The sequence below is a fragment of the Streptosporangium sp. NPDC000239 genome, assembly GCF_040300765.1.
Lineage (GTDB): Bacteria > Actinomycetota > Actinomycetes > Streptosporangiales > Streptosporangiaceae > Streptosporangium.
Map to the genome: position 1 here is coordinate 151,024 of NZ_JBEPEI010000018.1, position 26,867 is coordinate 177,890.

The 26,867-nt window shown below is 70.0% G+C and carries 29 protein-coding genes and 1 riboswitch; of the genes, 13 read left to right on the forward strand and 16 right to left on the reverse strand.

Annotated elements, in window-relative coordinates:
- The first annotated feature begins 58 nt into the window (after window positions 1-58).
- Both ABT340_RS33515 and ABT340_RS33520 read left to right on the forward strand, forming a co-directional pair.
- A complete protein-coding gene (locus ABT340_RS33515) occupies window positions 59-1,015 on the forward strand; it encodes an NAD(P)H-quinone oxidoreductase (protein ID WP_352014894.1) in 957 nt (318 codons plus the stop codon).
- Between the two features lie 5 nt (window positions 1,016-1,020).
- Complete coding sequence (locus ABT340_RS33520; protein ID WP_352014895.1) at window positions 1,021-1,536, forward strand: bacterial proteasome activator family protein; 516 nt, start codon at window positions 1,021-1,023, stop codon at window positions 1,534-1,536.
- Here the strand turns inward: ABT340_RS33520 and ABT340_RS33525 are convergent.
- The gene (locus ABT340_RS33525) at window positions 1,527-2,333 is read right to left on the reverse strand and encodes an HAD family hydrolase (RefSeq protein WP_352014896.1); all 807 of its coding nucleotides are present in this window, start codon (window positions 2,331-2,333) and stop codon (window positions 1,527-1,529) included. The two genes, ABT340_RS33520 and ABT340_RS33525, sit on opposite strands and share 10 nt — an antisense overlap.
- Window positions 2,334-2,570: 237 nt before the next feature.
- Between ABT340_RS33525 and ABT340_RS33530 the strand changes: the two genes are divergently transcribed.
- On the forward strand, window positions 2,571-2,774 hold the full coding sequence (locus ABT340_RS33530; RefSeq protein WP_179821289.1) for a cold-shock protein: 204 nt from the start codon (window positions 2,571-2,573) through the stop codon (window positions 2,772-2,774).
- Between the two features lie 219 nt (window positions 2,775-2,993).
- On the opposite strand, the gene serS is transcribed toward ABT340_RS33530, so the two are convergent.
- The 3 genes from serS to ABT340_RS33545 all read right to left on the reverse strand — a co-directional run bounded on the left by serS (window position 2,994) and on the right by ABT340_RS33545 (window position 6,575).
- The gene (gene serS, locus ABT340_RS33535; RefSeq protein WP_352014897.1) at window positions 2,994-4,256 is read right to left on the reverse strand and encodes a serine--tRNA ligase; all 1,263 of its coding nucleotides are present in this window, start codon (window positions 4,254-4,256) and stop codon (window positions 2,994-2,996) included.
- A 63-nt stretch (window positions 4,257-4,319) separates the two neighbouring features.
- The gene (gene pheA / locus ABT340_RS33540) at window positions 4,320-5,240 is read right to left on the reverse strand and encodes a prephenate dehydratase (protein ID WP_352014898.1); all 921 of its coding nucleotides are present in this window, start codon (window positions 5,238-5,240) and stop codon (window positions 4,320-4,322) included.
- 42 nt (window positions 5,241-5,282) lie between these two features.
- Window positions 5,283-6,575, reverse strand: a complete 1,293-nt coding sequence (locus ABT340_RS33545; protein ID WP_352014899.1) for a glycosyltransferase 87 family protein — start codon at window positions 6,573-6,575, stop codon at window positions 5,283-5,285.
- A gap of 89 nt (window positions 6,576-6,664) precedes the next feature.
- Between ABT340_RS33545 and ABT340_RS33550 the strand changes: the two genes are divergently transcribed.
- A complete protein-coding gene (locus tag ABT340_RS33550) occupies window positions 6,665-8,884 on the forward strand; it encodes a hypothetical protein (RefSeq protein ID WP_352014900.1) in 2,220 nt (739 codons plus the stop codon).
- On the opposite strand, the gene ABT340_RS33555 is transcribed toward ABT340_RS33550, so the two are convergent.
- From ABT340_RS33555 to ABT340_RS33565, 3 genes are read right to left on the reverse strand one after another with little or no spacing between them, the layout of a single operon-like run.
- Complete coding sequence (locus ABT340_RS33555) at window positions 8,766-10,226, reverse strand: MptA/MptB family glycosyltransferase (protein ID WP_352014901.1); 1,461 nt, start codon at window positions 10,224-10,226, stop codon at window positions 8,766-8,768. The two genes, ABT340_RS33550 and ABT340_RS33555, sit on opposite strands and share 119 nt — an antisense overlap.
- Before the next feature lie 43 nt (window positions 10,227-10,269).
- A complete protein-coding gene (locus ABT340_RS33560; RefSeq protein ID WP_352014902.1) occupies window positions 10,270-10,950 on the reverse strand; it encodes a glycosyltransferase family 2 protein in 681 nt (226 codons plus the stop codon).
- Entirely contained in the window at window positions 10,947-11,300 is a 354-nt protein-coding gene (locus ABT340_RS33565) for an STAS domain-containing protein (RefSeq protein WP_352014903.1), read from the reverse strand. The genes ABT340_RS33560 and ABT340_RS33565 overlap by 4 nt, the downstream gene beginning before the upstream one ends.
- A 226-nt stretch (window positions 11,301-11,526) precedes the next feature.
- On the opposite strand from ABT340_RS33565, the gene ABT340_RS33570 reads away from it, so the two are divergent.
- Complete coding sequence (locus ABT340_RS33570; RefSeq protein ID WP_352014904.1) at window positions 11,527-12,012, forward strand: hypothetical protein; 486 nt, start codon at window positions 11,527-11,529, stop codon at window positions 12,010-12,012.
- A gap of 15 nt (window positions 12,013-12,027) precedes the next feature.
- Here the strand turns inward: ABT340_RS33570 and ABT340_RS33575 are convergent, their stop codons facing one another.
- Window positions 12,028-12,720: a winged helix-turn-helix domain-containing protein gene (locus ABT340_RS33575; protein ID WP_352014905.1), complete on the reverse strand. Its 693-nt coding sequence runs from the start codon at window positions 12,718-12,720 to the stop codon at window positions 12,028-12,030.
- 116 nt (window positions 12,721-12,836) lie between these two features.
- Between ABT340_RS33575 and ABT340_RS33580 the strand changes: the two genes are divergently transcribed.
- The 3 genes from ABT340_RS33580 (at window position 12,837) to ABT340_RS33590 (ending at window position 14,031) form a co-directional block, all read left to right on the forward strand.
- Complete coding sequence (locus tag ABT340_RS33580) at window positions 12,837-13,004, forward strand: hypothetical protein (RefSeq protein ID WP_352014906.1); 168 nt, start codon at window positions 12,837-12,839, stop codon at window positions 13,002-13,004.
- The gene (locus tag ABT340_RS33585; RefSeq protein ID WP_352014907.1) at window positions 13,001-13,252 is read left to right on the forward strand and encodes a DUF6412 domain-containing protein; all 252 of its coding nucleotides are present in this window, start codon (window positions 13,001-13,003) and stop codon (window positions 13,250-13,252) included. The genes ABT340_RS33580 and ABT340_RS33585 overlap by 4 nt, the downstream gene beginning before the upstream one ends.
- An 80-nt stretch (window positions 13,253-13,332) precedes the next feature.
- The gene (locus tag ABT340_RS33590) at window positions 13,333-14,031 is read left to right on the forward strand and encodes a YidC/Oxa1 family membrane protein insertase (protein WP_352014908.1); all 699 of its coding nucleotides are present in this window, start codon (window positions 13,333-13,335) and stop codon (window positions 14,029-14,031) included.
- A 117-nt stretch (window positions 14,032-14,148) separates the two neighbouring features.
- Here the strand turns inward: ABT340_RS33590 and ABT340_RS33595 are convergent, their stop codons facing one another.
- Both ABT340_RS33595 and ABT340_RS33600 read right to left on the reverse strand, forming a co-directional pair.
- Window positions 14,149-14,631 (reverse strand): ATP-binding protein, encoded by a 483-nt coding sequence (locus tag ABT340_RS33595; protein WP_352014909.1) that lies wholly within the window; start codon window positions 14,629-14,631, stop codon window positions 14,149-14,151.
- A 124-nt stretch (window positions 14,632-14,755) separates the two neighbouring features.
- Entirely contained in the window at window positions 14,756-16,627 is a 1,872-nt protein-coding gene (locus ABT340_RS33600) for a PAS domain-containing sensor histidine kinase (RefSeq protein ID WP_352014910.1), read from the reverse strand.
- Window positions 16,628-16,751: 124 nt separating this feature from the next.
- On the opposite strand from ABT340_RS33600, the gene ABT340_RS33605 reads away from it, so the two are divergent.
- Window positions 16,752-17,327, forward strand: a complete 576-nt coding sequence (locus ABT340_RS33605) for a methylated-DNA--[protein]-cysteine S-methyltransferase (protein WP_352014911.1) — start codon at window positions 16,752-16,754, stop codon at window positions 17,325-17,327.
- A gap of 24 nt (window positions 17,328-17,351) precedes the next feature.
- Here ABT340_RS33605 and ABT340_RS33610 read toward each other — a convergent pair whose 3' ends face one another.
- Together ABT340_RS33610 and ABT340_RS33615 are read right to left on the reverse strand one after the other, a co-directional pair.
- The gene (locus ABT340_RS33610) at window positions 17,352-18,719 is read right to left on the reverse strand and encodes a purine-cytosine permease family protein (protein WP_352014912.1); all 1,368 of its coding nucleotides are present in this window, start codon (window positions 18,717-18,719) and stop codon (window positions 17,352-17,354) included.
- A riboswitch (TPP riboswitch) is annotated at window positions 18,710-18,822 on the reverse strand. Its footprint overlaps the gene before it by 10 nt.
- 352 nt (window positions 18,823-19,174) lie before the next feature.
- Window positions 19,175-19,528, reverse strand: a complete 354-nt coding sequence (locus ABT340_RS33615; RefSeq protein WP_352014913.1) for an RNHCP domain-containing protein — start codon at window positions 19,526-19,528, stop codon at window positions 19,175-19,177.
- 252 nt (window positions 19,529-19,780) lie between these two features.
- On the opposite strand from ABT340_RS33615, the gene ABT340_RS33620 reads away from it, so the two are divergent.
- A complete protein-coding gene (locus ABT340_RS33620) occupies window positions 19,781-20,626 on the forward strand; it encodes a hypothetical protein (RefSeq protein WP_352014914.1) in 846 nt (281 codons plus the stop codon).
- Between the two features lie 545 nt (window positions 20,627-21,171).
- Window positions 21,172-21,846, forward strand: coding sequence for a hypothetical protein (locus tag ABT340_RS33625; RefSeq protein WP_352014915.1), 675 nt, complete (start codon window positions 21,172-21,174; stop codon window positions 21,844-21,846).
- Window positions 21,847-22,122: 276 nt separating this feature from the next.
- Here ABT340_RS33625 and ABT340_RS33630 read toward each other — a convergent pair whose 3' ends face one another.
- Entirely contained in the window at window positions 22,123-23,283 is a 1,161-nt protein-coding gene (locus ABT340_RS33630) for an alanine racemase (protein ID WP_352014916.1), read from the reverse strand.
- Window positions 23,284-23,446: 163 nt separating this feature from the next.
- Window positions 23,447-23,770 carry a rhodanese-like domain-containing protein gene (locus ABT340_RS33635; protein ID WP_352014917.1) on the reverse strand — a complete coding sequence of 108 codons (324 nt, stop codon included), beginning with the start codon at window positions 23,768-23,770 and terminating at the stop codon, window positions 23,447-23,449.
- A 171-nt stretch (window positions 23,771-23,941) separates the two neighbouring features.
- Here ABT340_RS33635 and ABT340_RS33640 point away from each other — a divergent pair, with 171 nt between their 5' ends.
- The gene (locus ABT340_RS33640) at window positions 23,942-24,316 is read left to right on the forward strand and encodes a cupin domain-containing protein (protein WP_352014918.1); all 375 of its coding nucleotides are present in this window, start codon (window positions 23,942-23,944) and stop codon (window positions 24,314-24,316) included.
- Here the strand turns inward: ABT340_RS33640 and ABT340_RS33645 are convergent, their stop codons facing one another.
- Together ABT340_RS33645 and ABT340_RS33650 are read right to left on the reverse strand one after the other, a co-directional pair.
- Window positions 24,317-25,198 (reverse strand): Fpg/Nei family DNA glycosylase, encoded by an 882-nt coding sequence (locus ABT340_RS33645; RefSeq protein ID WP_352014919.1) that lies wholly within the window; start codon window positions 25,196-25,198, stop codon window positions 24,317-24,319.
- Between the two features lie 314 nt (window positions 25,199-25,512).
- Complete coding sequence (locus tag ABT340_RS33650) at window positions 25,513-26,118, reverse strand: TenA family protein (RefSeq protein WP_352014920.1); 606 nt, start codon at window positions 26,116-26,118, stop codon at window positions 25,513-25,515.
- 83 nt (window positions 26,119-26,201) lie between these two features.
- Here ABT340_RS33650 and ABT340_RS33655 point away from each other — a divergent pair.
- Window positions 26,202-26,867: GOLPH3/VPS74 family protein (locus ABT340_RS33655; protein ID WP_352014921.1), on the forward strand; the 666-nt coding region annotated here is incomplete at its 3' end.

A 26,867-nucleotide genomic window follows, 5' to 3' on the forward strand; every position in this document is an offset into this window, starting at 1 on the left:
GTGTTCTTGTCAATGCGGGCAACCACCAAGTTGATCCCCAGCGGATAGCGTTGGAACTATGCACGCCATCGTGATCGACAAACCTGGTGGGCCCGAGGAGCTTGTGTGGCGGGAGGTCCCCGATCCCCGGCTCGGCCCGGACGACGTCCTGGTCGACGTGGCCGCCTCCGCGGTCAACCGGGCCGACATCCTCCAGCGAAAAGGACAGTACTCCCCGCCTCCCGGAGCCTCGCCGTACCCCGGGCTGGAGTGTTCCGGGGTGGTCGCCGAGGTCGGGTCCAACGTCGAGGGGTTCAGGCCCGGTGACCGGGTGTGCGCCCTGCTGAGCGGGGGCGGTTACGCCGAGCGGGTGGCGGTGCCGTGGCAGCAGGTGATGCGGGTGCCCGAGGGGGTCGACCTGGTCGAGGCCGCGGCGCTTCCCGAGGTCGCGTGCACGGTGTGGTCGAACGTGTTCATGACCGCGCGGCTGCGCAGGGGCGAGACGCTTCTCGTCCACGGCGGCGCCAGCGGGATCGGCACGCTGGCCGTACAGCTCGCCAAGGCGTTCGGGTCGCGGGTCGTGGTCACCGCGGGGTCGGCGGAGAAGATCGCCCGCTGCCTCGAACTCGGCGCCGACGAGGGGATCGACTACCACGAGGGCGACTTCTCGGAGAAGGTCCAGGCGGACGTCATCCTCGACATCGTCGGCGGGCCGTATCTCGCCAAGAACGTCAGGGCACTGAAGACCGGCGGCAGGCTGGTTGTGATAGGGATGCAGGGGGGCTCCAGAGGGGAGCTTGACCTGGGGGCGCTTCTCACCAAGCGAGCCGCGGTGCACGGCACCACGCTACGCGCACGGCCCGTCGACGAGAAGGGCATCATCGTGCGTGGCGTCGTGGAAAACGTCTGGCCCCTGGTTGACGCGGGGGTCGTCCGTCCGGTCGTCCACTCCCGCGTGCCGATGAGCGAGGCCGCCGAGGCTCACCGGCTCCTCGAATCCGGAGAACACGTCGGGAAAATCCTGCTAGTAGGTTGAGAGCTATGAACGCTGAGGAGAGCACTCCCCATGTAGTGGTCGTGGGCCCGCAGGGGCTCCAGACCGAGGAGGAAGGCGAAGGTCGCTCTGTCGCCGATCTGGTCGAGCAGCCCGCGAAGGTGATGCGCATCGGCAGCATGATCCGGCAGCTCCTCGAAGAGGTCAGGGCGGCTCCGCTCGACGAGGCCAGCCGTAAGCGGCTCAAGGAGATCCACCAGAGCTCCATCAAGGAGCTTGAGGACGGTCTGGCGCCCGAACTGGTCGACGAGCTCGAACGGCTGTCGCTTCCCTTCACCGACGACGGCAACGGCACCCCGCCGAGCGAGGCCGAGCTGCGGGTGGCGCACGCGCAGCTGGTCGGCTGGCTCGAAGGCCTGTTCCACGGCATCCAGACCACGCTCTTCGCCCAGCAGATGGCGGCCCGCGCCCAGCTGGAGAACATGCGCAGGGCACTGCCCGGCGGGGTCTCCATGGGGCAGCAGGACAACCACCAGCAGAGCAGCTCCGGCCCCTACCTGTAGGTCCCCCCGTAGAGGTTCTCAAGGATTTCGGCCACTCCGTCGTCGTCGTTGGCCGCGGTCACGTGATCGACCGCGGCCAGCACCTCCGTGTGGGCGTTCGCCACGGCGTACGACCTGCCCGCCCAGCGCAGCATCGGCAGGTCGTTCGGCATGTCCCCGAAGGCGACGACCTCGGCGGCGGTGATGGCGCGTCCCTCGGCGAGGGCGGCCAGGGCGGAGGCCTTCGTCACACCGTGGGCGCTCATCTCGATCATGGCGCGGCCACTGGAATGGGTCGGGGTGACCAGGTGGCCGACCAGTTCGCAGACGGTCTCCTGGAGGGCGTCCGGGTTCATGTCCTGGTGCAGTGCCAGGAGTTTCGCGCAGGGCGTGGTGGTGAGCGTGTCGGTCTCCGCGCCGTTCAGTCCCGCCACCCGGTCCAGGCTGTCGAGAAGGAAGCCGGATTCACGTGCGAACCCGCCTTCGTATTCCACCGAGAACGTGAGCCCGGGAACCTTCTCCCTCAGGCGGCTCACCACCTCTTGAAGGACATCCGGGTCGATAAGGTGAGATTTCACAATCTGTTCGGCGTGGAGGTCGTAGACGAGCGCGCCGTTGGCGCATATGGCCAGCCCGCGATGCCGTACGGCGGCGGCGATCGGGCGCATCCACCTGGGCGGACGCCCCGTCACGAGGACCAGTGTGGCCCCGGCCCTCTCGACGAGGGCGAAGGCCGCTGCGGTGCGGGCTGAGACGGTGCCGTCGGAGCGCAGAGCGGTGCCGTCTAGGTCTGTTGCGACGAGCCTGGGACTTCCCATAACAGGCTCCAGTCTGCACCGTCCTCCGAAGGGCGCCGCCGCCGGGATGCGCCCGCGAGGAATCTTCCTCGTGGCGGGAACACGGGCGCGCCGGATAGTGTTAGATGTGATGGCGTTGTATTAGCTGAATCCCGTTGTGAAAGCCAGTTTGACTGAACCACCCCGGGGCCCGCTGTACGACACAGGGGGTTCATGAGGTGTGAATCCCAAAGTTTCAAATCCTGAGGGAGAGCTTTAATGGCTCAGGGAACCGTCAAGTGGTTCAACGCTGAAAAGGGCTTCGGCTTCATCGCACCGGACGGCGGTGCACCGGACGTGTTCGTGCACTTCTCCGAGATCCAGGGCAGCGGCTACCGCAGCCTTGAGGACGGCCAGCGAGTCGAGTTCGAGATCACGCAGGGCCAGAAGGGTCCGCAGGCCTCGCAGGTCCGCGCCGTCTGACCATAGACCTCTGTAAGGAGGTAAGGCGGAGTTCGCTTAACGCGAACTCCGCCTTTCTCCTTTTCCGGACCTTCCGCCTTTCCCATCACCGTCCGTCAAGGCGCCGTGGGAAGCCCTGAAGGCCCTCCAGAGGCCACGGAAGACCCCACCCAGGGATCAATGAAGGCCCCCCGCCACAAAGACAGCGAGAGGCCTTCCTGACGACTCCGGTCCGGGTGACTACTTGACCGGTTCGAGGACGTCGAGTCCGACGAAGGGACGCAGCGCCTTGGGAACCTCGACCGACCCGTCGGCCCGCTGGTGGTTCTCCAGGATGGCGACGATCCACCGGGTGGTGGCCAGGGTGCCGTTCAGCGTGGCCACGTGCTGGGGCTTGCCGTCCTTGTCACGGAACCGTACGGCCAGGCGACGGGCCTGGAACTCGGTGCAGTTGGAGGTCGAGGTGAGCTCGCGGTAGCGGCCCTGGCTCGGCACCCACGCCTCGCAGTCGAACTTGCGCGCCGCGCTCGCCCCGAGGTCGCCCGCCGCAGTGTCGATGATGCGGTAGGGCACCTCGATCTTGGCGAGCATCTCCTTCTCCCAGGCCAGCAGGCGCTGGTGCTCCGCCGCGGCCTCCTCGGGACGGCAGTAGGAGAACATCTCGACCTTGTCGAACTGGTGGACGCGGATGATGCCCCTGGTGTCCTTGCCGTAGGAGCCCGCCTCCCTGCGGAAGCAGGACGACCACCCGGCGTAGCGGTAGGGCAGCTCGGCGCCGTCGAGGATCTCGTCGGCGTGGTAGGCCGCCATCGGCACCTCGCTGGTGCCGACCAGGAACAGGTCCTCCTCGGGCAGGTGGTAGACCTCACTCGCGTGGGCGCCGAGGAAGCCGGTGCCCTGCATCGACTCGGGCTTGACCAGCACCGGCGGGATCATCGGGACGAATCCCGCCTCGATCGCCTGCTGCATGGCCATGTTGAGCAGGCCGAGCTGCAGGCGGGCGCCGACGCCCTTCAGGAAGAAGAACCTCGACCCCGAGACCTTCGCTCCGCGCTCCATGTCGATCGCGCCGAGCAGTTCGCCCAGTTCGAGGTGGTCACGCGGCTCGAAGTCGAAGACCGGCTTGTCGCCGACCTCCTCAAGCACCACGTAGTCGTCCTCGCCGCCGTGGGGAGCGCCCTCCTCGACGATGTTGGGCACCGTCTGGAGCAGCTGGTCGAGCTCGGCCGCGAGTTTCTCCGCCTCGCTCTCCGCTGACTTGACCTGCGTGGCGAGCTCCTTGGCCCGGTCGAGCAGCGCGGCCTTCTCCTCGCCGGAGGCGCGGGAGACCGACTTGCCGATGCTCTTCTGCTCGGCGCGCAGCGACTCGAAGCGACTCAGCGCGCCGCGCCTGCGCTCGTCCAGGTCGAGCAGCGTCTGGACGACGGTGTCGTCCTCACCGCGGGCACGCTGCGACGCCCGTAGCCGGTCGGGTTCCTCACGAAGGGTACGCAGGTCAATCACAGCACAAGGCTACCGACGTCATGCCACGGCCTGTGCGCCTATTAAGCCCGTCTTAGGGCTGTCTTAGACCTGTCCCGCCCTGACGCGGGCCAGCCAGTCGGCGGCCTCGGTGAAGTCGGAGTCGGAGGTGCCCCTCTTGACCTGGGGCGTCAGGCCGTCCGCGCGGGGGTAGCTGCCCAGGAAGCGCACGTCGGAGCTGACCCGGTGCAGCCCGGAGACCGCCTCGCCGACCCTGGCGTCGGTCACGTGGCCTTCGAGGTCGAAGTGGAAGAAGTAACGGCCGATGCCGTCACCGGTCGGCCGTGACTCGATGCGGCTCAGGTTGACCCCCCGCACGGAGAACTCGGTGAGCATCTCCAGCAGCGCGCCGGGGTGGTCGTCGGAGAGGAAGGCCACCAGGGAGGTGCGGTCCGCGCCGGTCGGCGCGGGCAGCACCCCGGGGCGTGTCACCTGGATGAACCTGGTCACCGTGTCGGACCGGTCACCCACGTTGGCGACCAGCTCGACCAGGCCGTAGTTGTCGCCCGCGATACGCGCCGCGATGGCCGCGTCGTACGGCGAGCCGGGCAGCGCGACCTCCTGGGCGGCGGCGGCCGTCGAGGGGGCGGCGACCACCACGGCCTCGGGCAGCTCACGGGCGGTGAAGCCACGGCACTGGGTGATCGCCGCCGGGTGGGTGAAGATCCGCTTGATGTCACGCATGCGGGTGCCCGGCCGTACCAGGAGGGAGAACTCGACGGGCAGCAGCAGCTCGGCGACGATGAGCAGCGGCTCGCCCCAGGCCAGTTCGTCCAGGGTGGTGGCGATGCCGCCTTCGATGGAGTTCTCCAGGGGGACGACGGCACCGTCGGCCTCACCCTGGCGGGCCGCGTCGAGCGCGGCGCTGACGTTGGCGCAGGGCAGTCGCTCGGCGTCCGGAGCCAGGGTCCGCAGGGCCTCTTCGGTGAAGGTGCCCTCCGGTCCCAGGTAGGCGAGTCTGGGCATGACCACAGGTTATCCGCCGCCCACTGGGAAACGTGCCTGGAATCAGGCTTTCAGGCGGGCCGCATCGCCCGGGAGGGCCGCCCTGCGGCGGGGCAGCCACACCCCGAGCAGCCAGACCAAGACGAGCGCGCCGAGGCCGAAACCGTTCTGCACGATCTTGCCGACCACGGGGCTGAGGACCGGGATCTCCGCCGCCTTGATCGTCACCCCCCACCAGGGAACGGGCAGCACGTAGTACAGCCAGACCCCGGCGGCGACGCGGACGCGCACCGGGTCGCGGCCGTCGCCCGCCAGCGCGCCGAGGACCACGACGACCCAGGCCAGGTGGTGGATCCAGGCGACCGGCGAAAGCAGTACGGCCATCAGGCCGACCAGGGCGACCGCCGTCGTCGGGTGCCCGTCGAGCAGGGCCCTGCGGGCGTGGCGGAAGCCGTACCAGGCGATCACCGCGACCAGCGCGAGCCAGAGCAGGGAGGTGAGCTGGTCGGGCAGGTAGAGCCGGATGAGCATGCCGCGCACGGACTGGTTGGTGGTCGCGGCGTTCGCGCCGAGCCGTTCCGGGTCGAGCAGCGCGCCGAACCAGAAGTCGGCGGCGTCGGACGGGATGACCAGGAACGGCAGCACCGTCAGCAGCGTGGCGGTGAAGACGGCCATGAGGAAGGCGTCACGCTGCTCCTTCCTGGCACCGGGGCCGAAGCCGGTCAGCAGGAGATAGATCAGGAAGACGCCCGGGGTGAGCTTGACCGCGGTCGCCAGGCCGATCAACAGGCCGCGCGGCCACGGCGGCCTGGGGGCGACACAGTCGGCCAGGCAGAGCGCGACGAGCAGGATGTCCACCTGGCCGAAGCGGAACTGGTCCCTGATCGGCATCAGGTAGGCGCAGGCGACCGTCAGCAGCGCCAGGAGCAGCGGCAGCCGCCACCCGCCCTGCCGTTCGAAAGCCGGCCGTTCCAGGGCCGGGCGTTCCAGGGCCGGGCGGAAGGCGTAGCGGACGGTGACGGCGAGCGTCAGGAGGATCAGCCCGGTCCACACCCACTGCGCCACCGGCCAGGACATCATCGCCAGCGGCGTGGCCAGCATCGCCGCGATCGGCGGATAGGTGAACGGCAGCAGCTGCGGCGCGGGTGTCATGAAGTCGTAGACCGGACGTCCCTCAAGCAGCTCCCGGCCGCCGGTACGGTAGACGTCCAGGTCGACCAGGCGCTGGTCGTCGACGTTGCCCAGCCAGGGAAGCACCAGCGGGGCGAGCGCGACCAGCACGACCAGCAGCGCGGGCAGCGGTGCGAGCAGCCGTGCCCACGGCGCCCGCCCTGTCACGGTCGAGCCATTCCTCACGAGCCATTCCTCACGACCAGGCAGGCTACCGTGGGCGTGGCGGACCGTGGACAGGGTCGCCGACGGGGTGTGGACAACGAGGGAGACGTATGGGTTCCGGTGCTGGGCACGTCCGCGCCGCGCTGGCCGTCCTGTTGACGTTGCCGATACTCGCCGGGTTCCTGTTCACCGGTACGGCCGCCGCCCACTCCGAGGCGGGGCCCGCCAGGGTCGTGGTGGTCGGGGTGCCCGGCCTCCAGTGGGGCGATCTCGACCGGACGCGGACGCCGAACCTGTGGCGTCTCGTCGAGCGGGGCGCCTCGGCCTCGATGTCGACCAGGGCTGTTCCGCCGCCCTCGCGGAGCCTCACCTGCCCGGTCGCGGGCTGGCTGACGATCTCGGCGGGGCAGCGGGCGGGTGCCCCGGGAGGCTCCTGCGCTCCGCCCGCCCAGCCGGTGGCCGACCAGGACGGCGGGGCGAGTGTGCCCGGCTGGCAGGAGCTGGTGACGTTCAACGCCACCGAGACCTCCTACCGGCCGATCCTGGGGCTGCTGGGGCAGCGGGTCGTCGACGCCGGGGGAAAGGTCGCGGCGGCCGGGCCGGGAGCCGCCCTGGCCGCCGCCAACAAGTCCGGAAAAATCGGTAAATATGCGCCAGACGTCGCGGGGCTTGGTGACCTGACGCCGTACCGGCTGGTCGTGGTGGAGATCCCCGACCTCACCACGGCGTGGCTCGCCCGCCCGGTGGACGCCGACGGGGTTCCCTCCGCGCTGTCCGACCAGGCCAGGCGGGAGGCCGTCGCGGCCGCCGACCGAGGGGTGGGCGCACTGCTGACCGGGCTTCCCCAGGGCGGCACGGTCCTGCTCGGCGGCCTGTCGGACGCCGCGGTCTCGGCGCACCTGCACGTCGCGATCGCCGACGGCCCCTCGCCGGGCGGCGGGCCGTACGGTCCCGGCTATCTGGGGGCCTCCTCGACCAGGCAGGAGGGGCTGGTCACCAACACCGACCTGACCGCGACCGCGCTCACCCTGCTCGGCCTCGGCGTGCCCGACGGCGCCGTCGGCCGCCCCTGGACGAGCGCGACGCAGGGCACTCAGACCACGGGAGAAGCCGCCGGGGAGGTCGTGCGGAGCCTGGCGGAGGCCGACCTGGCCAGCCAGGTGCTACGCCGGGTGCAGGGGCCGTTCTTCGCGGTCTTCGTCAGCGCCCAGCTGCTGTTCTACCTGCTGGCCGCCTTCGCCGTACGGCGGGGCTGGGGCGGTTCGCGGGCGCTGGCCGCCACCGGGGTCGTCGCGACGGTCGGCGGGTCCATCCCGGTCGCGACCTTCCTGGCGCAGCTCATGCCCTGGTGGACGTTCTCCGCCCCGATGGCGTCGGTCATCGTGACCATCCTCGGCATCGCGGGCGCCCTGGCCGGGGTCGCCCTGACCGGGCCGTGGCGCAGGAGCGTCCTGGGGCCGCTGACCGTGGTCGCCTCGGTCACCTCACTGACCCTGCTCGGCGACGTGATGACCGGATCGTCCCTGCAGGTGAACGCGGTCACCGGCTACGAACCGGTCACCGGCGGGCGGTTCTACGGCTTCGGCAACATCGCCTTCGCGGTCTACTCGGCCGGGACGATCCTGGCCATGGCGGGCATCGCCCACTGGTTGATCTCCCGGGGACGGCGCCCGTCGGCGTTCGCGTTCTGCCTGCTCTACGGCGCGCTGGCGGTGTTCGCCGACGGCTGGCCCGCGTGGGGCGCCGACTTCGGCGGGGTGCCCGCCTTCCTCATCGGGGTGGCCGTCTTCCTGATCCTGCTGGTCGGAAGCCGGGTCTCACCGCTCAAGCTCGTCCTGGTGGGCCTGGCCGGCGCCCTGTTGATCGGGGCCATCGCGGTCGTCGACTGGCTCAAGCCCGCCGAACGCCGTACCCACCTGGGCACCTTCGTGCAGCAGGTGCTGGACGGCGAGGCCTGGACGGTCGTCAGCCGCAAGTTCGGGGCCATGATCGGGGTGACGGTCGGCAACTGGTCGCTGTCCCTGCTGTCGCTGGTCGCGCTGGCGTTCCTGTTCCTGGTGCTCGACCGCCCCTCCCGGTGGGGCGCCTCGGCGCTGGCCCGCGCCTACGCGGCGGCGCCACCGCTGCGCGCCGGGTTGATCGGCGCGCTGGCGTGCGCGCTGGTCGGGTTCCTGATGAACGACTCGGGCATCGCGATCCCGGCGATGGCCCTCACGGTCGCGGTGCCGTTGACGCTGACCGCCTGCGTGCGCGCGCTGCGGACCGCGCCGCCCACCACGCCAGCGCGACCGTCAGAGCCAGCAGGGACCACGGCACCACCTGCTGCCTGACGACGGTCCGCAGCCAGAGCATGTCCTCCGGGCGCAACGCCTCCCTCGCGGGCAGATATCCCAGCGACAGGATGACGACCCTGGCCACCAGGAAGCCCTCAAGGGCGGGCCAGGCGACCATGGCCAGCAGGGCGAAGGCCAGCCCGTCGTACCACGGCAGCGCGTAGGTCGCGGCGAACAGCCAGGCGACCACGATCGCGACGGCGACCCCGGGCGCCGAGTGGTCCGGCGCGGCCCGCAGGAGCAGCCAGGCCAGCAGGACGAGCAGCGCCAGCGAGCCCGCCTGGGTCCAGGCCGAGTAGGCACCGGGCCCGAACGCCTCCTGGAGCCCCGTCTTGACCAGCTGCCACGGCGTGGCCAGGGAGACCTTCCTGCTGGCCGCGCCGACCTGGTCGAGCACGTGCGGCCCCGCCACCGCGTAGATCGCCAGCACGGTCGCCGTCGCGGTGCCCGCGACGACGGCGAGCCTGCCGGGACGGCGGCGCAACTCCCAGGCGGGGCCGAGGGCGACGAGCCCGGCGTTCAGCTTCACCCCGATCCCCACCCCGAGCAGCAGCCCGGAGCCCGCCCCCCTGGCCATCAGGGCGGCGACCATGCAGGCCACGGCCAGGGTGTCCACGTGCGTCCCGGCGCCCAGGTGATAGATCATCAGCGGGTTCGCCGCCCACAGCAACGCCGCCCTGGCCCGCAGGGCCGGGTCGTCCCGGGTGAAACGGTCGAGCAGCGACGCCGTACCCGCGAAGGCCATGGCGTTGACCAGCGCCATCACGAAGACGGTCAGCCGGACCGACTCTCCCCCCACCAGGCTCGCCAACGCCTGTACGGCCGTCGCCACCGGCCCGTAGACGCTGGTCACGCCCGTCCACTCCTCGACCGCGCCGAGCACCGGATCGGCGGGCAGCGCCGAGGGAGCCGTCTCGTAGGGATTGTGGCCGAGCGTGGCCAACCGGCCGTAGGCGGCGTAGTTGAGGTGGTCGGCCGACCCGGAGGGCGGCAGGAAGGCCAGCAACGCGACGACGGCGCAGCCCAGCCCGGCCAGCAGGCGCGGATCAGGCCGCCACCTGGCCCGCAGTGCGCCCGCGAGACCGGCGCCCCCGAGCAGGATCGCCGCCGCCGCCAGGCCGATCACCAGGTGGGCCTCAGGCCGCACCCCCAGAGAGTACGGCGGCTGCCAGGCGGGCCCGGCCAGTTCGGGGACCATGACGGAGGGGCCGAGCAGCCCGATCAGGACCGTCAGCCCGGCCGAGAGCCCGAGCGCGACGAACGCGGCGACGTCGAGCGCCCGCGGCGTGCCCCGCGCGGCAACCCGTGTGTCGCCGGCCACGGTCACGTCCTGGGTCACCCGCAAATTCCAGCACACCCGGGGTGGTGCCCAGGCCGGGAGGCTATCCCCGGACCAGAAGCGCCCAGGCGACGTCGCGGAACTGTTTCGCCCGGTGGAGCTGCGCCTTCCAGTCGGTGCCGGTGGCCCGGTGCGACATCTCGACCTCGACCTCCCGCACCCGGAAGCCCTTGCGGACCAGGTCGATCGTCAGCGCCGTCTCGACGCCGAACCCCCCGGCCAGTGGGCGGGCGGCCTCGAAGGCGGCCCTGGTCAGGCAGCGCTGCCCGTTGAGCGGCTGGGTCGGCGTCCAACCGGTCGCGCGCTCGATGCCCCGCCGCGCCAGGTTCACCACGAACCCGTGGCCACCGAGCTTCACCCGGGTGACGAAGACGGCGATGGTCATGTCCGCCTCGCCCGCCGTGACCGGTTTGATCAGCGGTTCGGCCTCGCGGGCCGTCTCCCCCAGGTCCGCGTCGAGGAAGAGCAGGTGGCGGGGGGACTCACCGTCGAGCAGTCGTACGGCCTCCGCTCCGCTCTCCATGGCGGCGGCCTTGCCGCGGTTTCGGCTGTGCCGGATGACCCGGGCTCCTGCGGCCTTCGCCACCCGGCCTGTCTGGTCGGCCGAGCCGTCGTCCACGACCATGACGAGGTCGACACCGGCCAGTTCCAGTGCCGCGGTCACGGTCGCGCCGATCCGGTCGGCCTCGTCCTTGGCCGGGATGATCACCGCTGTCCCGGTCATGCTTGTCGCTTCGCCGAAAGCAGCTTCTCGGGCATCGCCTCGTACACGGTGAAGACCGAGTCGAGGCCGGTGACCTGGAGGATCTTACGGACGGCCGGACGCGGCGCGGCCAGTTCCAGGGTGCCGCCGCGTTCGCGCAGCCGTTTGAGCGCCGACAGCAGCACGTTCATCCCGGTGGAGTCGCAGAACTCCACACCCGACATGTCGATGACCACGTGGGTGGCCGGGCTCTCCTGGAGCAGCCGAGTGAACTCGGCCTGCAGGCCAGGCGCGGTATACAGGTCGATTTCGCCGATTATGGCCATGACGGTGTGCCCGTCATGTGATCGAGTTGAGACTTTTAGCTCCACAGCGGGCACACTAGCGGCGCGAAGGCCACCGGTCACGTTTCCGCCACGCGTCCCGAGTCGTCGGCCCTTTGTCCCCCGTTTAGGCCTCACGAAAACTCTGGGTGCGCAAAACTTGACGCACAGCTACACCGGCTTGGCCGGAAAGAAGGAGAGACCCGAGAGCCTCCAGACCGTCCCGCGCTACGTCAGTGGCGGCCGTTGAGTAGAAACGGGCCCGAAAGCATCGATGAACACCGACCTTTCTGAAGATCCGCAACGGCAACGTCTCCGCGAGCACCTGGAGGCCATGGTCACCCGCACCGAGAAGGCGACCTCGTGGCACGACGCCGCCCACTCTCTGCGTGTCCTGGTGAACCGTGAGGGATACGTCCCGATCAGAACCCGTCTGGCGAGCGCGGACCTCGACTTCCTCGAAGGCGCGCGCGAGGAGCTGCTCGGCTTCGCGACGCTGGGCATCAGGCTGCTCGACCTGCACCAGCCACGCGACGCGGGCGGCATCACCAGCGACGCCGCCAATCCGATCCTGCGTTGTCGCAGCTGTATGTGGCGGTGGCCGTGTCCCACGTTCCGCGCCATCGCCGAGTCCTTCGACAGCCCGAGGACGCCGGTCTCCTACCAGCGTGTCGAGCCCGACCGCCGAGGCCTGCTGCCGATCGAACTCGACCCGGACGACGCGCCCCCGGGAGGCGTCCATCCCTACGCCGCGGACTGACCGCACCGAGGATCACTACGGGGCGGACGGCTCGTAGCGGTAGCCGACCCCCCAGACCGTGACGATGCGCCGCGGCGCGGTCGGGTCCTCCTCCACCTTCTCCCTGAGTCTGCGCACGTGCACGGTCACCGTCGAGGAGTCGCCGAAGGACCACCCCCAGACCTGTTCGAGCAGGGCCGAACGGCTGAAGGCCTGGCGGGGGTGACGCATCAGATGGGTCAGAAGGTCGAACTCGCGGGTGGTCAGTGTGATCTCCCGGCCGCCGCGCCGTACCTCGCGGGTGCCGACGTCCGCCGTCAGGTCGCCGTCCCCGAGCACGCCGGTGCCCGAGAGGGCGGTGGCGCCACGGGCCCGGCCCAGCACGGAGCGCACCCGCAGGGCCAGTTCCCTCGGGCTGAAGGGCTTGGTGACGTAGTCGTCGGCGCCGATCTCAAGGCCGACGACCCGGTCGATCTCCTCACCGAGCGCGGTCAGCATGATCACGGGGACGGGCCGGCGTTCCCTGAGCCTCCTGCACACCTGGAGGCCGTCCGTCCCGGATGGCGCCAGGTCGAGAACGAGCAGGTCGGGCGGGTCGGCCAGGGCGAGTCTCAGCGCCTCGGCGCCGTCGTCGACGCACTCGACCCGGTGGCCGTCGCGTTCCAGGTAGCGGGCCACGACCTCGGCGATCGCCGGGTCGTCCTCGACCACCAGAATCCGCGCGCTCATGGTTACACCGTAGGCCCGTTCCTCATGATCGCCACCCTCCGTCACCGTCCTGTAAGAACGAGATCGTTATGGTTTCCCACGCCCGCCAGGCCGTCGTGGAACATACGGTTGCTGGCATGGTTCGTACCGTCCTGGGCGTCGTGGGCGCCCTTCTCGCGATCTACGTGGTCCTCGGGATCGTCATTCCCGCCGTGTTCGGACTGCTCAAGTTCGTCTTCGTGCTCGGCGTCGTGGCCCTCATCGTGGTCGCCGCGGTCACGATCGTGAGCAAGATGTCCAAGTGACCCTCCTGCTCGCCTGGCTTCTCGACGGTGGCGGCGGCTCCGTGACGGCGGCCGCCGTCATCGGCCTGGGCGTGCTCCTGCTCGCCTGGGCCCTGCGCGGGGTGCCCACCGCCGCCAAGACAGGCGGGCACTTCGCCCTCTCCGCGCGGGAGAGGGCGGGACGACTCGTGTTCGTCCGCCAGCGTGACCCCGACCGGGCCGGACGATCCCGGCCAAGAGCACCGTCAGCGGGCCCGGCGCCCGCGTAACACAACAGACGTCCCGAAGCGCGGGCGCCTTCTGTGCTGTCTTCCATCCCTGTCAAAGGGCAGTCAGAAGGGCTCTGTTCATGTTCGACTCCGTCATCGGGTTCACCGCCGACCTCATCACCCTCCTCGCCCAGCCGCTGGGCTCGGCCGCCCTGGCCATCGTCGTCTTCACCGTCTGTGTGAGGCTGCTGCTCCTGCCGTTCGGCGTCATGCAGGCCAGAGGTGCCCGGGCCCAGGCCGCGCTGGCGCCGAAGCTCGCCAAGCTGCGGGAACGGCACGCGAAGGACCCGGCACGGCTGTACCGGGAGACGACCGCCCTGTACGCCGAGGAGGGGGTGTCACCGTTCGGCGGCTTCCTTCCCGGGCTGGCGCAGCTGCCGGTCCTCATGGTCGTCTACCGGGTCTTCATCTCCTCCACGATCGCGGGCCACGCGAACGCGCTGCTCACCCACGGGCTGTTCGGCGTGCAGCTCGGGCAGCACTTCGCGGGCGTGGTCTCCGGGTTCGGGCTGATCAGCGGGCCGACGCTGGTGTTCGCCTGCCTCTTCCTGCTGTTGCTGGCCGTCGCCGCGGTCACCTCACGGCGGATGAGGTCGGCGACGGTACCGCAGGGTCCCGGCTCCGGGGTGCTGCGCCGGGTGCTGCCGCTGCTGCCGTTCCTGACGGTCCTGGGCGCGGCCGTGCTCCCGCTCGCGGCGGGGATCTATCTACTGGTCACGACCGCGTGGGCCGCCGCCGAGCGGGCGGTGCTGTACCGCTCCGTGCCCGCGGGGGTGTGATCCGTCAGCCGTCACAGAGTGTGACGAGGAGGGCCGGGTGCCGTCGAGGTCGGCGCCGACGGCAAAGGAATGGCCGGTCGTGCCCCGCCTCATTGTTCCGGTGAGGCGGGACGCGCCCTACCCGCATTCACGCAACGCGGGCTGGGGGACGGAGACCTTTTCGTTACCCACGGTGTCGGCGGCGGTGACGACCGCCCAGACCGTGGTGATCTCCCCTTCGTGCCTGACCCCCCAGCTGGTGGCCAGATATTCGACGATGCCGAGCCCCCGGCCCCCCAGAGAGGAGAGTGTCGGACGCCCCGCCCGCGGCTCCGTGGCGGCCCCTCCGTCACTCACCGCTACCTCCACGTGCTCGTCGGCCCAGCGCCATGCCACTCTGATCTGACCGGACGGCAACGGATGAGCATGCCTGAGCGCGTTGCTCAGCAGCTCGCTGACCACGAGGACCGCGTCATCTATAGCGGTCTCGTAGACCCCCCATTCCTGCAGGTCAGAGCAGAGGCGTTGGCGTGCGACAGCGACGCTGGACGGTGCATACGGCAACAGAACGACGCTCGACGCACTCACCTCCCCGTATCCCTGTTCCCCCTGAGGAACCACACCCCAGTACGACCGAAATGCCCCGTTAGATGGTCTTAGAAACCGGGAGGCAATTACAGCTTGTACACATTCGACAATAGATCAGCTCATCCGTTACCGGCTTGTTACCGGAACGGCGTGTCGGTCAGGTAAGGGCGCTGGGCGTGTCGGCAATGCGAAGCGCCAGCCGCATCCGGGTGCCCCCTCCCGGCCTGGAGTGGGCGGAGACCTCTCCTCCCTGGGCGCGGGCGAGACTGCGGACGATGTACAGCCCGAGGCCGACCCCGCCGAACCGGCGACGGTCTCCCGTGTCTCCCTGGACGAAGCGATCGAAGATCCGCTCCCGGCTCGTGGGCGTTATGCCCACACCCTCGTCGTCCACTACCACCACCACCCAGTCACCGTCGGCCCAAGCCTCGACCCTGATCAGGCCACCGTCCGGTGAATATTTGAACGCGTTCTCCAACAGCTGGCCCAGCACGATATCGGTGGCGATGGCGTCCCCGGACACCGGGGGCAGGTTTTCTTGGACAATCACCTCAACCCTATGCACATCAGACAGATCAGGCAGACCGAGTGTCGCCGCCACGATCAGTCTGCCGAGGTCGATTCCCTCGATCTTCAGGGGCAGTTCGCCCGCCCCCGCCCGCGAGCCGAGCAGCAGGTTGTCCATCAGCTTGCCGAGGGAACGCGCCCGCTCGGCGATGATGCGCACCGCGGAACGGCGCTCCTCGTCGGTCATGCCGTCCCAGCGGGCGGCGAGGGTCCCGGCGAAGCCCTGCACCACGGTGATCGGGGTACGCAGCTCGTGGCTGGTCGTGGCCAGGAAGAGATCCTTGGCCTCCTCAAGCTCCTTGGCCCTGGTGACGTCGCGGAAGTCGACCACGACCTCCCCCGTCTCGACGATCTCCGCGCTGAGCACGTCGAGCCAGATGCCCGAGGGAAGCTGGAGGGTGAGCTTGTCCCCCGGCCCCGGCAGCTCGAACGGCGGCGGCCCCCCGAGCACGTCCAGCGCGTCGAACCCGGTCAGCTCGGCCGCCGCTGGATTCCACTGGACGATCTTTCCCTGCCCGTCGAGTACGGCGATGCCGTCGGCGCTGGCGTCGAACACCGCCCGCTGGTGGGCGCGCTGCCGTACGGCCTCCTGGTAGGCCATCGCGTTGCCGACGGCGATGCCCGCGTGCCCGGCCAGCAGTTCGAGCAGCTCCAGCTCGACGTGCCCCGCCTTGTGCTTGGCGAACAGGGCGTACAGCGCGCCGTACGGCCTGCCGCCCGCCATGGCCAGGCCGAGGGCGATCGTGTGCAGACCGGGCAGCTGCGACCAGATCAGCTCGTCGAGGCGGCCCTGGTCGCCCGTCTCCAGCATCACGGTCCTGCCGGTGCGCAGCAGCTTGCCGACCAGGCTGGTGCGCATGTGCGCGGTCGAGTCACGCAGCGACTCGGGCAGCCGGTGGCTGGCCACCAGCCGAAGCCTGTCGCCCTCGATGAGCACGAACCCGCCCGCGTCGGCCCCGGTCAGCTCGGTGAGACTGGCCGCGATCCGGTCGAGTACGGCGGGCAGCTCCCGCTCGGCGTTGATGTCGGCGACCACGTCGGTGAGCCTGCGCACGAGCCTGGCCCTGCGGACCGCCCGTTCCTGGGCGCTCTCGTCGTCCTGGACCAGGTGGTAGACGCTGACGTACCCCAGCAACGCGCCCGCCTCGGAGCGCAGCGCGCTGATGTCGAGCCGTAGGTCGAGCAGGCTGCCGTCCCTGCGGAAGCGCTTGGTGCGCAGCGAGACCTGGCCGCCGGTGCGCACCCGTTCGAGCACCGCGTTGTGCTCGGCCGTCAGCTCCCCCGGCACCAGCGGGGGCCTGCGTCCGAGGACCTCTCCGGCCGGCCAGCCGAAGAGACGTTCCGCGGCCGGATTCCACGCCAGGACCGTCTGGTCGCGGTCCAGAACGACTATCGCATTCGGGGCACTGGCGACGATCGCGCGGCCGACGCCCTCGTCGCTTTCGGCCCTGTCGTCACCCACAGAACCATAGTGCCGCGTCAACTGGCCTGATCTTGGCACTTCGTCCGCATGTGCTGACACTCGTTGCGACGATCCGTCCGATACGCTGCGGTGACCACACGCCTGGACACGGAAGGGTGGGGCCATGGCATCCGGGTCAGCCAGCGATCTCGACGCCCTGCTGCGGGTGACCTCGTCCACCTATGTGGGCGCCACCCACCCGGACATCGCGTTCGGCACCATCGAGGTCCCCGTAGGACGGCTGACGCTCGCGGCGACACATCGGGGCGTCGTCGCGTGCAGCTACGAGGACGAGAACGTCGTCTTCGAACGTGTCAGCAGGGAGGTCGGCTCCTTCATCGGCCCCGATCCCCGCAGGCTCGACCCGGTCCGCAGAGAGCTCGACGCCTACTTCTCCGGCAGGCTCCGCGCCTTCACGGTCACCGTGGACCTGCAGCTCGCGACCTCCTTCGCCAGGACCGTGCTGCAGATGATGCTGGCCGTGCCGTACGGGACGGTGACGACCTACCGGGAGATCGCCGAGCGGATCGGCAGGCCGAGGGCGCTGCGCGCGGTCGGCAACGCGCTGGGCAGCAACCCGGTCTGCGTGATCGTGCCGTGCCACCGGGTCGTCGAGAGCGAGGCCGTCCTCGGCGGCTACGCCGGAGGCGCGACCGCCAAGGAACGACTCCTACGGGTGGAGAGCACCGCCCGCCTCTAGGCTCTCCGGACACGAAAGGGCAGGTCAGGTACGGCGGCGCCGCCTCAGGGCGAGAAGGCGCGGCGCCCCGATCGCCAGGGTGATCAGTCCGGAGACCAGGAAGGCGCCGAGGGCGGCGCTCATCCAGGGCTGGGGGGTGAACCCGACCGCCCGCTTGGCACCGTCCCAGATCGCCGCCCACCAGGAGACCTGCGAGGGGGCCGCGAGCATCCACCACGTGACGAAGCCCAGCACCCACGGCAGGACCATGACCAGGCGGGAGGGCGCGTTCTCTGAGATGTCCCAGTTCCTGCCCCTGCCGAGCAGGAAGTAGTCGACCGCCAGCACACCGAACATCGGCACGAACACCGCGCCGATGATGCTCAGGAAGGCGCCGTAGGAGTTGACGTCCACGACCAGGGCGATGGCCGTGGTCAGCACGCCGACGGCCACGGAGAAGACGCGGCGGTCGATCCTCGGCATCAGGTTCTGCAGCGACATCGCGGTCGAGTAGACGTTCGCGAACGACTGGTCGGTTTCGCGCAGCACGAGGATGCCGAAGAACAGCGCGCCCAGCGGGGCCGCGACGAACGGCCCGAACACCGCAGTCTGGTTCTCCTGGACCACGGCGTGCCCGGCGAGCGCGACCGCGTAGACGCCGACGGCCAGACACGCGACCTGGGCGACGGTGTAGCCGCCGACGATGCCGGTGAAGGCGGCCCGGCTCGACCGTGAGTGCCTGGCGTAGTCCGCCGCGACCGGCACCCAGGAGACCGAGAGGGCGACCACGAAGTCGACCGCGGCCGCGAAGGCGTCCCAGGAGCCGCCGCTCTGCGCGGGAGTCTCACGCAGGAAGACCACCGCGAACCAGACGACCGAGACGACCACACCGATCGTGACGAACCGCCTGAGCAGCCTGATGGCTCCCAACGGGTAGATGGTCAGCGCCATCGTCAGCGCCCCTGCCGCGACCACCCAGACCGCGTAGGGGACCGAAGGCCCGAAGATCGCCTGGGCGCCCATCGCGACGACCCACAGCTCGAACGCCCCCCAGCCGATCATCTGGACGACGTTGAGCACGGTCGGCACGTAGGAGAGCCGTACTCCGAACAGCCCACGCAGCAGCACCATCGCGGGCTGCCCCGTCTGCACCCCGGGAACCGCGGCCAGGCCGACCATCGCGGTGCCGATGAGGCTGCCGACCAGGGCCGCCAGCAGCGCGGCGCCGAAGGTGAGCGGGTTGTCGCCGCCCAACGGGTTGATCAGGACGAGCGCGAAGGAGAAGCCGAGCAGGCTGACGCCCAGGTTGGCCCAGAACGCTCCCTGGTCGAGCATGCCGAGGGTCTTCGGAGGTGCCTGGTCGAGGGTGAGGGGGGCCTCGGCATGCTTGGAATTGATGACGTCAGACGTCATGACGCGCTCCCTACGCCGGCATTACCCGGACAGGTTCATGCGGTCGGCGACAGCCGTAGTCGCCCTCTCAGCCTGGTTGCCCCAAGCTCCCGCGTTGACTTACCTACCGAACCGGGATCAGCCCAGTTCGCGCCCCCATGATGCACTATTAGTCCGCTTCCGGCTACTTCCCCCCTGGGGAGGGAGTCGGCACGGGGTGCGTCCGTGGACGTCCGCGAGAGTACAGCCAAGTTCGCTGCGGTAGCTGTACTTCGTAGCTGTACCGCACGGGCAACGACCTGCCGAAACGTACGGCCGACCTCGCACGCCGAGCCAGCCGGCGAAGGCCATCCCCACGTGCGCGGGGAGCACTCGGACGCTCTCGTGGCGACCTGGAACATCCCCGCGGGGATGGAGGCTCTCCGTGACGGGCGCGGGCCGGGAGTTCCGGTGGTCCGCGCCCGTTCCGGGCTGCCTCAGAGCTGGGCGAAGTAGTCCAGCGGGAAGGGCGGGCGGGCCAGTGGGGCGACGGCCAGTCTCATCAGGGTGAGCGGGTTGTCGTCACCGGCGACGCGGTTGGCGTTGAGCGTGCCGCACGCCGTACAGCGATGGATGATCGCCCACTCGCCGTCCTGACGTGCGTGGATGGCGATCGGGGCCATGCCCGAGGCGCAGTCTGCGGCCCTGTCGCCCGGGTTGTTGTCCAGGTGCCTGGACCACAGGCAGGTGGGGCAGTGGTTGCGGTGCGCGGTTCCCGGCGCGTCGGTGGGCACGTCGAGGCGGCAGTTGACGCAACGGAAGGAAGTGATGCGGGCGCGATGGCGTGGCAATGGAGGAGCTCCAGACGAAAGTGGGTGACGAGTCGGCTGACTGTGCCGTCGTGACCCACGCGGGCTCACCCCCGCCGGAGCCTCCGGTGGGGACGTCGACCCGATCGAGGGCGCGCGACGGCGTCCTCGGTGCCCGCGGGCATTAACATCCCCCCTAATCTGCTCGGAGCCAGTGAAACAACCCATCGCGCCACGAAGCAACTGGTTTAACCCGGCGACGGCGTCCCGCGAAGTGCCAGAGGAGTATGCACCGTGACATCCGAGACCGACCCCGACGGGTGGAGTGCCGCGCTGACCGGGGCCTTCGAGATACTGCTCGGCGGGGAGCCGACCGTCGACCCCGCCGCCGGATACGGGGTGTACTACGCCTCGGACTCCCTCGACGAGTTCCTGTTCCCGAGTCCCTGGGCCACCCCTGGGGGGTTGTCGGGCCGGGAGCCGAGGTACCTTCCTGATTCGGACGGAGAGTATCCCTTCTCCCCCTGGACATGGCGGTTCGACCTGGGTGAGTCGCTGTTCCGCTTCGACGCCGACCTCCTGGCGGGGACGGGGCCGTGGGGTGCCGACGGGTACAAGGGCTCCCGGCCGTTCGACGACGCCTTCGTCGCCGACCTGCGGACCGTCTCGTCGATCGACGAGGCCGGTGAGGCGCTGGTGTACGGCGCGGAATTGGGACCGCTCCTGGGCCGTCACGGCGTCGACCTGACCGGCGAGGAGTCCGAGAGGCTGAACGGCTGGCTGACCGTGCTGCTGCGCGTCGCCACCGACGGCACTCTCCCCGACGCGATGAGGGCCGCCACGTTCACCGAACGCGGCCCCGAGCACCTGGTGCCGATCCACGACATGTCCGCCGAGGAGCCCTGGGAGGAGAGACTGAGCGCGGTCACGCACCCTGCGCTTCGCGACCATCTCCGCATGCTCTGTCTCTCCGAGCGTGACGCGCGCAGCAGGGGCGGCTTCTACTACGGCACCGACCACTGGCCGTGGACCGATGTCCTGGAAGCGGCCGACTGCTCCCTCGTCGCGGGCTGGGGGTTCGGCGAGTCCCAGGCCGGGGTCGCCGTCGTGCGCCTGCCGGCCGAACCAGGGGCGCGCTGAGCGCCTCAGGAGCGTGCGCGCGAACGAGGCGTTCCGGCAGGTCGTCGGCTGTGCGGTACGGCCGCCGGTGAACTCCACCGGCATACCACCCACCAGGGGGAAATAGCCGGAAGCGGGCAAAGACGCATCATGGGGGCGCGAACTGGGGTGATCCCGGTTCGGCGCGTAAGCAAACGCCGGAGCTCGGGGCAACCAGGAGGGGACGCACGAGGCCGAGACTGGTGAGCGGCGCGAAGGCTGCTTGAACTGCTTCGATGTCCGGGGCATGGTGCGCGTCCATTCCGCATCGAGGTCGATCATCGGGGAATCGAGGGGCCGACAGCTCGACTCATCTGCCACGGGATCGACCATCTCTTCGGACCGCTCTACCGATCGCACATGCGGCCAGGGGTCGAGCCGACACCCGTTTCCCAGTACAAGGGCGCTGGCCGACCTTGGGCGAATCGCCAGGCAGTTGCACAGTTGGGCAAGAGGGCGTACCAGCCGTGTTCCAGAAGTCTGTCGCGCGTGCCGGACTGTCAGTACACGGACCTACGATCTTCCCCGTGCCGATATCCGCGATCCCCGCCTCCCTGCCCTACGCCGATGCCGATGCCCGCCTGGGCGGCGCGTTGTCCGCCGTGTTCGAGGGTGCGGGAGCGTCGCCCGGCTACGACGAGGTGCTCTTCTTCGACGGCGACCTCACCCTCGACGGGGATTTCCTGAACGCCGTCAACGAACTGCACGACGGCGACGTCGAGTTGATCGTGGTCACCGGCGACCTGAAGGTCAACGGCCCGATCGCGCTCTATGAGGACCGGCCCGGCCTGTACGTCGGCGGTCACACCCAGGCCGAGACCCTGGAGGGCGGCGAAGCGGAGATCTACATCCACGACGGCGCCTTCACCCACCTGGTCTACGGCTGGTACAACCACGGCTCTTTGCGGACCGGGACCGTCGACACCCCTTGGGTGATCGACTACGACCACGCCATGGACGTGTACGCCCCAGGCGGGCGCTGGGTGAACAACTACGACGATGACGAGGACGCCGACTTCGCCGTCGGGGACAGCATCGTCGAGGCGTTCGTGCCCGAGGTCGTCGACGCGGAGGACCGCTGCCTGGACGTCGACGAGTTCCTGAACCGGCTGCAAGCCGGGCTGCCGGTCCTGCGGTCCGGAGTCCAGACGACGGCCGAGTCTGCGAGTGACGGTGTTGTCGGGGCGCGCCTGGCCGAATGAAGCCATCCGGGTACGGCCACCTCTTCAAGCCGTACAGCTGCTGAGGGGCCAACCCACCGGCCAAGGGCTTCCGGCTGTTCACCGGGGCGTTCACGCCGCCGTTGCCCGTGTGCAGGACCTGGCGTTCACGGCGTTCGCCGGCCGGCGCCTCAGCCCGTTCACGGGCCTGCCGCTCTTGCCGTTCGTGCGTCCGGTGTTCACACTCGGCGCGCTCGCGCTGTTCGCGTTCACGGCTCTCATGCTCAACCCGCACACGTGCGCGGGGAGAAACCGAGGTCAGAGGTAGTGGAACTCGGGATGGGGGTGCATCAGGAAGTCGTGGTGGGAGATGTTCCAGGCGTAGGCGCCGGCCATGGCGAACTCCACCACGTCCCCTGGCTCCAGGGCGATCGGCACGTTCTCGGCCAGTTGGTCCTTGGGGGTGCACAGCTGGCCGGAGATCGTGATCGGTTCGCCGGGAGTGCCCGGGATGACGGGCTGGCTGTGTCCCTTGGTCGCGGGGGTGCGGATGTGGTGGGTACCGCCCGCGACGACGGCGAACAGGCGGCCGTGGACCCGCTTGACGTCGATGACCCGGGTGACGTACCGCCCGCAGTACACCGAGACCGACCGGCCGGGCTCGATCCTGAGCGTCTCACCGGAGCGACGCAGACCGGCCAGGCCCTTGCCGTAGGCGGCCCAGTCGAAGCGGTCATCGGGATCGGCGTAGGAGACGGCCATGCCGCCCCCGAGGTTGATCTCGGTCACGCCCAGGGAGCGGGCGTGGTCGAGGACCCGCTCGTTGACCTGGAGCATGCGTTCGGCGTCCAGGCCGCTGGCCAGGTGGGCGTGGACACCGCGAAGCCGTACCGCCTCCTGCCGGTCGAGCAGTTCCAGGCAGGCGGTGACGCCGTCGGGGTCCATGCCGAAGGGGGTCGCGCCGCCGCCCATGGCCAGGGCCACGTCGCCGAGTGAGACGGCGAGGTTGACCCGGAGCATGATGTCGGCCTCCCGGCCGGTGGCGATCAGACGGCGCAGTTCGCCGGGCCCCTCAACGTGCAGCCGGGCCACTCCGGCGTCCAGGGCGGCGGCCAGTTCGGCGTCGGTCTTGCCGGGCCCGCCGAAGGCGATCGGAACCTCGGGGAGGACGCCGAGCACGTGCGCCAGCTCACCGCCCGAGGCGACCTCGACGCCGTCCACGTGCCGGGCCAGCACCCGCAGCAGTTCGGGGTCGGGGTTGGCCTTGGCCGCGTAGTACAGCTCGACGTCACCCAGCGCGTCCCGGATGGCCGCGGCGTGCTCGTCCAGCGCGGCCAGGTCGTAGACGAAGGCGGGCAGCCGCCCGGCTTCCGCGAGTTCGTGAGCCCGTACGGTCACGGCGTCCATGGGGTCTCCGATCGGCCCGTCGGCGGCGATGTCGTCGTTGACCGAAGCGTAGGACCGTACGGCCGACGGCACGATCGGACGAGGGCGGAAGGGTTGCGCGGGGGGCGGGCCCGCGCCGGGAGAGGGTCGCGCTGACGATCACCTGAGAGGTCCTGAGGATGCTCGGTGACGTTCGGAAAGCGCTTTCGAGAAGGGGCCGTGGAGGGTTTTCAGCGCGGCCTTCGCTGTTTCTCGGTCAGGCGACGAACGGGTCGGCGCCGCTTTCGCTGATCATGGGACGGCCGGCGAAGCTCCAGGACTGCATCCCACCGCCGACGTTGATCGCCTCCCTGCCGATGTGGTTGAGCCAGGCCGCCGCGTGCGCCGAACGGCCGCCGACCCTGCACACCACGTAGACGGGCGCGTCGTGTGGAACCTCCTCAACCCTGGCCTGCAACTCACCCAGCGGGATGTGGACGGCCGTCGGGGCGTGCCCCGCCTGCCACTCGTCAAGCTCACGCACGTCAAGCAGGAACGCGTCATCCGGCACGGCCTGCGCCTCGATCTCAGGAACACTCATGCACCCATTGTTCCAAGTCCTCCGACCGATGTGGCGCAAAGTGCCCCAGCAGCCCCCGAGTCGTCCACAAGCGGCCACCATTCGACTGCATAGCGCTACCGTTGACGAACTAGACAACCTGGTTTACCTTCTATCCAAGAAAAGACAACGAGGTTTACCAATGGAGGAACCATGACCGTCGCGACCCTGGCCGACGCCCCCGCCTTCGCCAACGGAGACACCACCACGCGCTCGCTGGCCGTACCCTCACGAGGCTCGTCCGAGCTGGCCGTCTGGGCCTTCGACATGAATCCCGGCGCCTCGGGGCCCGAGCACACCGTCGACCGTGAGGAGGTGTTCGTCGTCCACTCGGGACGGGTCGTGGGCGTTCTCGGCGGCGTCGAGCACGTGGCCGAGGCGGGAGACGCGCTGATCGTCCCCCCGAACACCCCGTTCGCGCTGCGCAACGCCTCTCAGACCGAGCGGGCGACCGGCACCGTGTGCACCTCGGCCGGGATCACCGCCTCCCTCAACGGGCAGACCATCCTGCCCCCGTGGGCCCAGTGATCACTTGAGCAGGCGTGACATCCGGCGGTCGGCCAGCGGTTTGCCGCCCGTCTGACAGGTCGGGCAGTACTGCAGGGAGGAGTCGGCGAAGGAGACCTCCCGGATCGTGTCGCCGCACTCCGCACAGGGCTCACCGGTCCTGCCGTGGACCCGCAGGCCGGACTTCTTCTCGGCCTTGAGGTCCTTGGCCGCCAGGCCCCTGGCCCGGTCGAGCGCGGTGCGCAGGGTCGTGACGATGGCCTCGTGGAGAGCGGTGACCTGCTCCTCCGTCAGGCTCCCCGCGACCTTGAAGGGAGAGGTCCGCGCCGCGTGCAGGACCTCGTCGGAGTAGGCGTTGCCGATGCCCGCGATCACCTTCTGGTCGCGGAGCAGGCCCTTGATCTGGGCGCGGCTGCCGTTCAGGATGCCGCCGAGGACCTCGGCGGTGAAACCGTCGGACAGCGGGTCGGGACCCAGCGCGGCGATCCCCGGCACCTCGCCGGGGTCGCGCACGACGTAGACGGCCAGCCGCTTCTGCGTGCCGGCCTCGGTCAGCTCGAAGCCCGGCTCCGGCTCCCCCGGTTCGTACGGCGCCAGCCGTACCCGCAGCGCCAGAGGACCCTTGCCCGGCCTGACCGCCTTCGCCCGGGAGAGGTCGTCCTGCCATCGCAGCCAGCCCGCGCGGGCCAGGTGTGTGACGAGGTGGAGACCGTCACAGTCGAGGTCGATGAACTTGCCGTGCCTGGCCACGGCGGTCACCGTGCGCCCGGCCAGGGCGGTGACGGGGGGATCGACGGTCTTGAGGGCCTGGAAGCCGAAGACCTCGACGGTCCCGATCTTCCTGCCGACCGCGTGCCCGCGCAGGAACTCGGCGAGCGACTCCACCTCGGGAAGCTCTGGCATACCCCACAGACTAGAACCCGTCGGCGGTGAAGCGTTTTGGTTCAGGGTTACCGGCGCCAGCAATGAAGAGTTTCGGCTTGGGCGCGTCGGTGCTTGGACTGAGGAACGCAGGAGCGCAGCGACGGAGTGACGAGGGAAAGCACCGACCCGAAGCGCCCAAGCCCGCGACGCCGCAGGCGGAGCAAAAGACAGAGCTTGGGCGCGTCGGTGTCTGGACTGAGGAGTGAGGGAGCGCAGCGGACGAACGACGAGGGAAGACACCGACTCAGGGCGCCCAAGTCCCGCGCCGCCGAAGGCGGCGCAAAGGGACACAACTACGGCACGTCCCAGAAGGCGATCTCGTGGCGCATGCCCTCGGTGAAGAACCGCGCCGCCCTGGCGGAGTCGGTGACGGCCTCGTCGATCATCGTGGCGACGCGCCCGGCGAGTTCGGCGAAGCCGGGGTCGGCGTAGGTGTCGATCCAGGGCCGGTAGCGGGACTCGGCGGGGGCCTCGGCGACCAGCGCCCGCCCGAGTGTCGAGTAGCCCCACATGCAGGGGTAGAGCGCGGCCAGCCCGTCGGCGTAGTCGGCGGCCGACTCCAGCAGGAACGCGGTGTAGGCCGAGCAGGCGGGCCCCTTCCGCACCCCGCCCAGGTCGGCGCCGAAGCCCGCCGACAACGAGCGGTGCAGGTCGAGCTCCTCGTGGAGGGTGGCGTGGGCCAGGTCGACCAGGACGCCCAGGTGGTCGTCGGGGGCCTGCCAGGCCAGCCGGGAGAAGACCCGCACGTAGTCGAGCAGGAACAGGTAGTCCTGTTCGAGCCATGACCGGAACACCGGCTCGGGCAGGTCCCCCCTGCCGATCCCCACCACCGTCGGATGGGCGAGCTGGACGTCCACGAGAGGGCGGCCGATGACGTGCAGTTCCTCGGAAACGCTCATAAGCCAAGCATTGTCCCAGATCACCCCACACCACCCGGTACGGCCCCGCGTCGGTGGACCGTACGCGACATAGGGTTCCGGGCATGACGACCATCGCTGAGGAGATCCTGCTGCTCGCCTACGACGAGGCGGAGGGCAGACTCCTGACCAGCTCGATCGAGCTCGACGCGGCCCTCGGGGGTTCCCTCCTGGCGGAACTGGCCGTCAACGGCCGCATCGACCTCGCGGACAAGAAGGTCACCGTCCTGGACCCCACACCGCTCGGCGAGCGGGAACTCGACGCGACGCTGGCCCTGATCGCCGCCGAGACCAGGCGGCGCAAGGCCGACTGGTGGGTGCGCAAGCTGTACTCCTCCGGGGTGCGCAAGCGGCTGCTGTCCGGCCTGGCCGAGCGGGGCGTGCTCGACGAGCGGCGGCACAAGGTCCTGGGCCTCTTCCCCAGCACGCGCTATCCGGAGCGCGACCCACGGATCGAGCGGGAGATCAGGCAGCGGATCGGCGACGTGCTGACCGGGGCCGAGCCGGACGAGCGCTCCGCGGTGCTGATCGCCGTGCTGCACGCCGCGAAGATCGACCGCAAGGCGTTCCCCGGTGCGGACAAGGCGCGGATCAAGGAGATCACCGAAGGCCGTCGGGCCGCCGACGCGGTCGCCAGGAGCGGCCCCGCCGCCTCCCGTGAGCCGTCCGGCCCGGCCGCTCCGCCGTCGTGGGGCGCCCCGCCTTCCTGGACCCCCCCGGCTCCCGACACG

Coding starts and splice junctions, on each gene's coding strand:
- ABT340_RS33605 (WP_352014911.1), top strand. CDS start 16,752: ATGGCATCCGGGTCAGCCAGCGATCTCGACGCCCTGCTGCGGGTGACC.
- ABT340_RS33640 (WP_352014918.1), top strand. CDS start 23,942: ATGACCGTCGCGACCCTGGCCGACGCCCCCGCCTTCGCCAACGGAGAC.
- ABT340_RS33530 (WP_179821289.1), top strand. CDS start 2,571: ATGGCTCAGGGAACCGTCAAGTGGTTCAACGCTGAAAAGGGCTTCGGC.
- ABT340_RS33570 (WP_352014904.1), top strand. CDS start 11,527: ATGAACACCGACCTTTCTGAAGATCCGCAACGGCAACGTCTCCGCGAG.
- ABT340_RS33590 (WP_352014908.1), top strand. CDS start 13,333: ATGTTCGACTCCGTCATCGGGTTCACCGCCGACCTCATCACCCTCCTC.
- ABT340_RS33550 (WP_352014900.1), top strand. CDS start 6,665: ATGGGTTCCGGTGCTGGGCACGTCCGCGCCGCGCTGGCCGTCCTGTTG.
- ABT340_RS33635 (WP_352014917.1), bottom strand. CDS start 23,770: ATGAGTGTTCCTGAGATCGAGGCGCAGGCCGTGCCGGATGACGCGTTC.
- pheA (WP_352014898.1), bottom strand. CDS start 5,240: ATGCCCAGACTCGCCTACCTGGGACCGGAGGGCACCTTCACCGAAGAG.
- ABT340_RS33580 (WP_352014906.1), top strand. CDS start 12,837: ATGGTTCGTACCGTCCTGGGCGTCGTGGGCGCCCTTCTCGCGATCTAC.
- ABT340_RS33575 (WP_352014905.1), bottom strand. CDS start 12,720: ATGAGCGCGCGGATTCTGGTGGTCGAGGACGACCCGGCGATCGCCGAG.
- ABT340_RS33520 (WP_352014895.1), top strand. CDS start 1,021: ATGAACGCTGAGGAGAGCACTCCCCATGTAGTGGTCGTGGGCCCGCAG.
- ABT340_RS33610 (WP_352014912.1), bottom strand. CDS start 18,719: ATGACGTCTGACGTCATCAATTCCAAGCATGCCGAGGCCCCCCTCACC.
- ABT340_RS33560 (WP_352014902.1), bottom strand. CDS start 10,950: ATGACCGGGACAGCGGTGATCATCCCGGCCAAGGACGAGGCCGACCGG.
- ABT340_RS33650 (WP_352014920.1), bottom strand. CDS start 26,118: ATGAGCGTTTCCGAGGAACTGCACGTCATCGGCCGCCCTCTCGTGGAC.
- ABT340_RS33645 (WP_352014919.1), bottom strand. CDS start 25,198: ATGCCAGAGCTTCCCGAGGTGGAGTCGCTCGCCGAGTTCCTGCGCGGG.
- ABT340_RS33525 (WP_352014896.1), bottom strand. CDS start 2,333: ATGGGAAGTCCCAGGCTCGTCGCAACAGACCTAGACGGCACCGCTCTG.
- ABT340_RS33515 (WP_352014894.1), top strand. CDS start 59: ATGCACGCCATCGTGATCGACAAACCTGGTGGGCCCGAGGAGCTTGTG.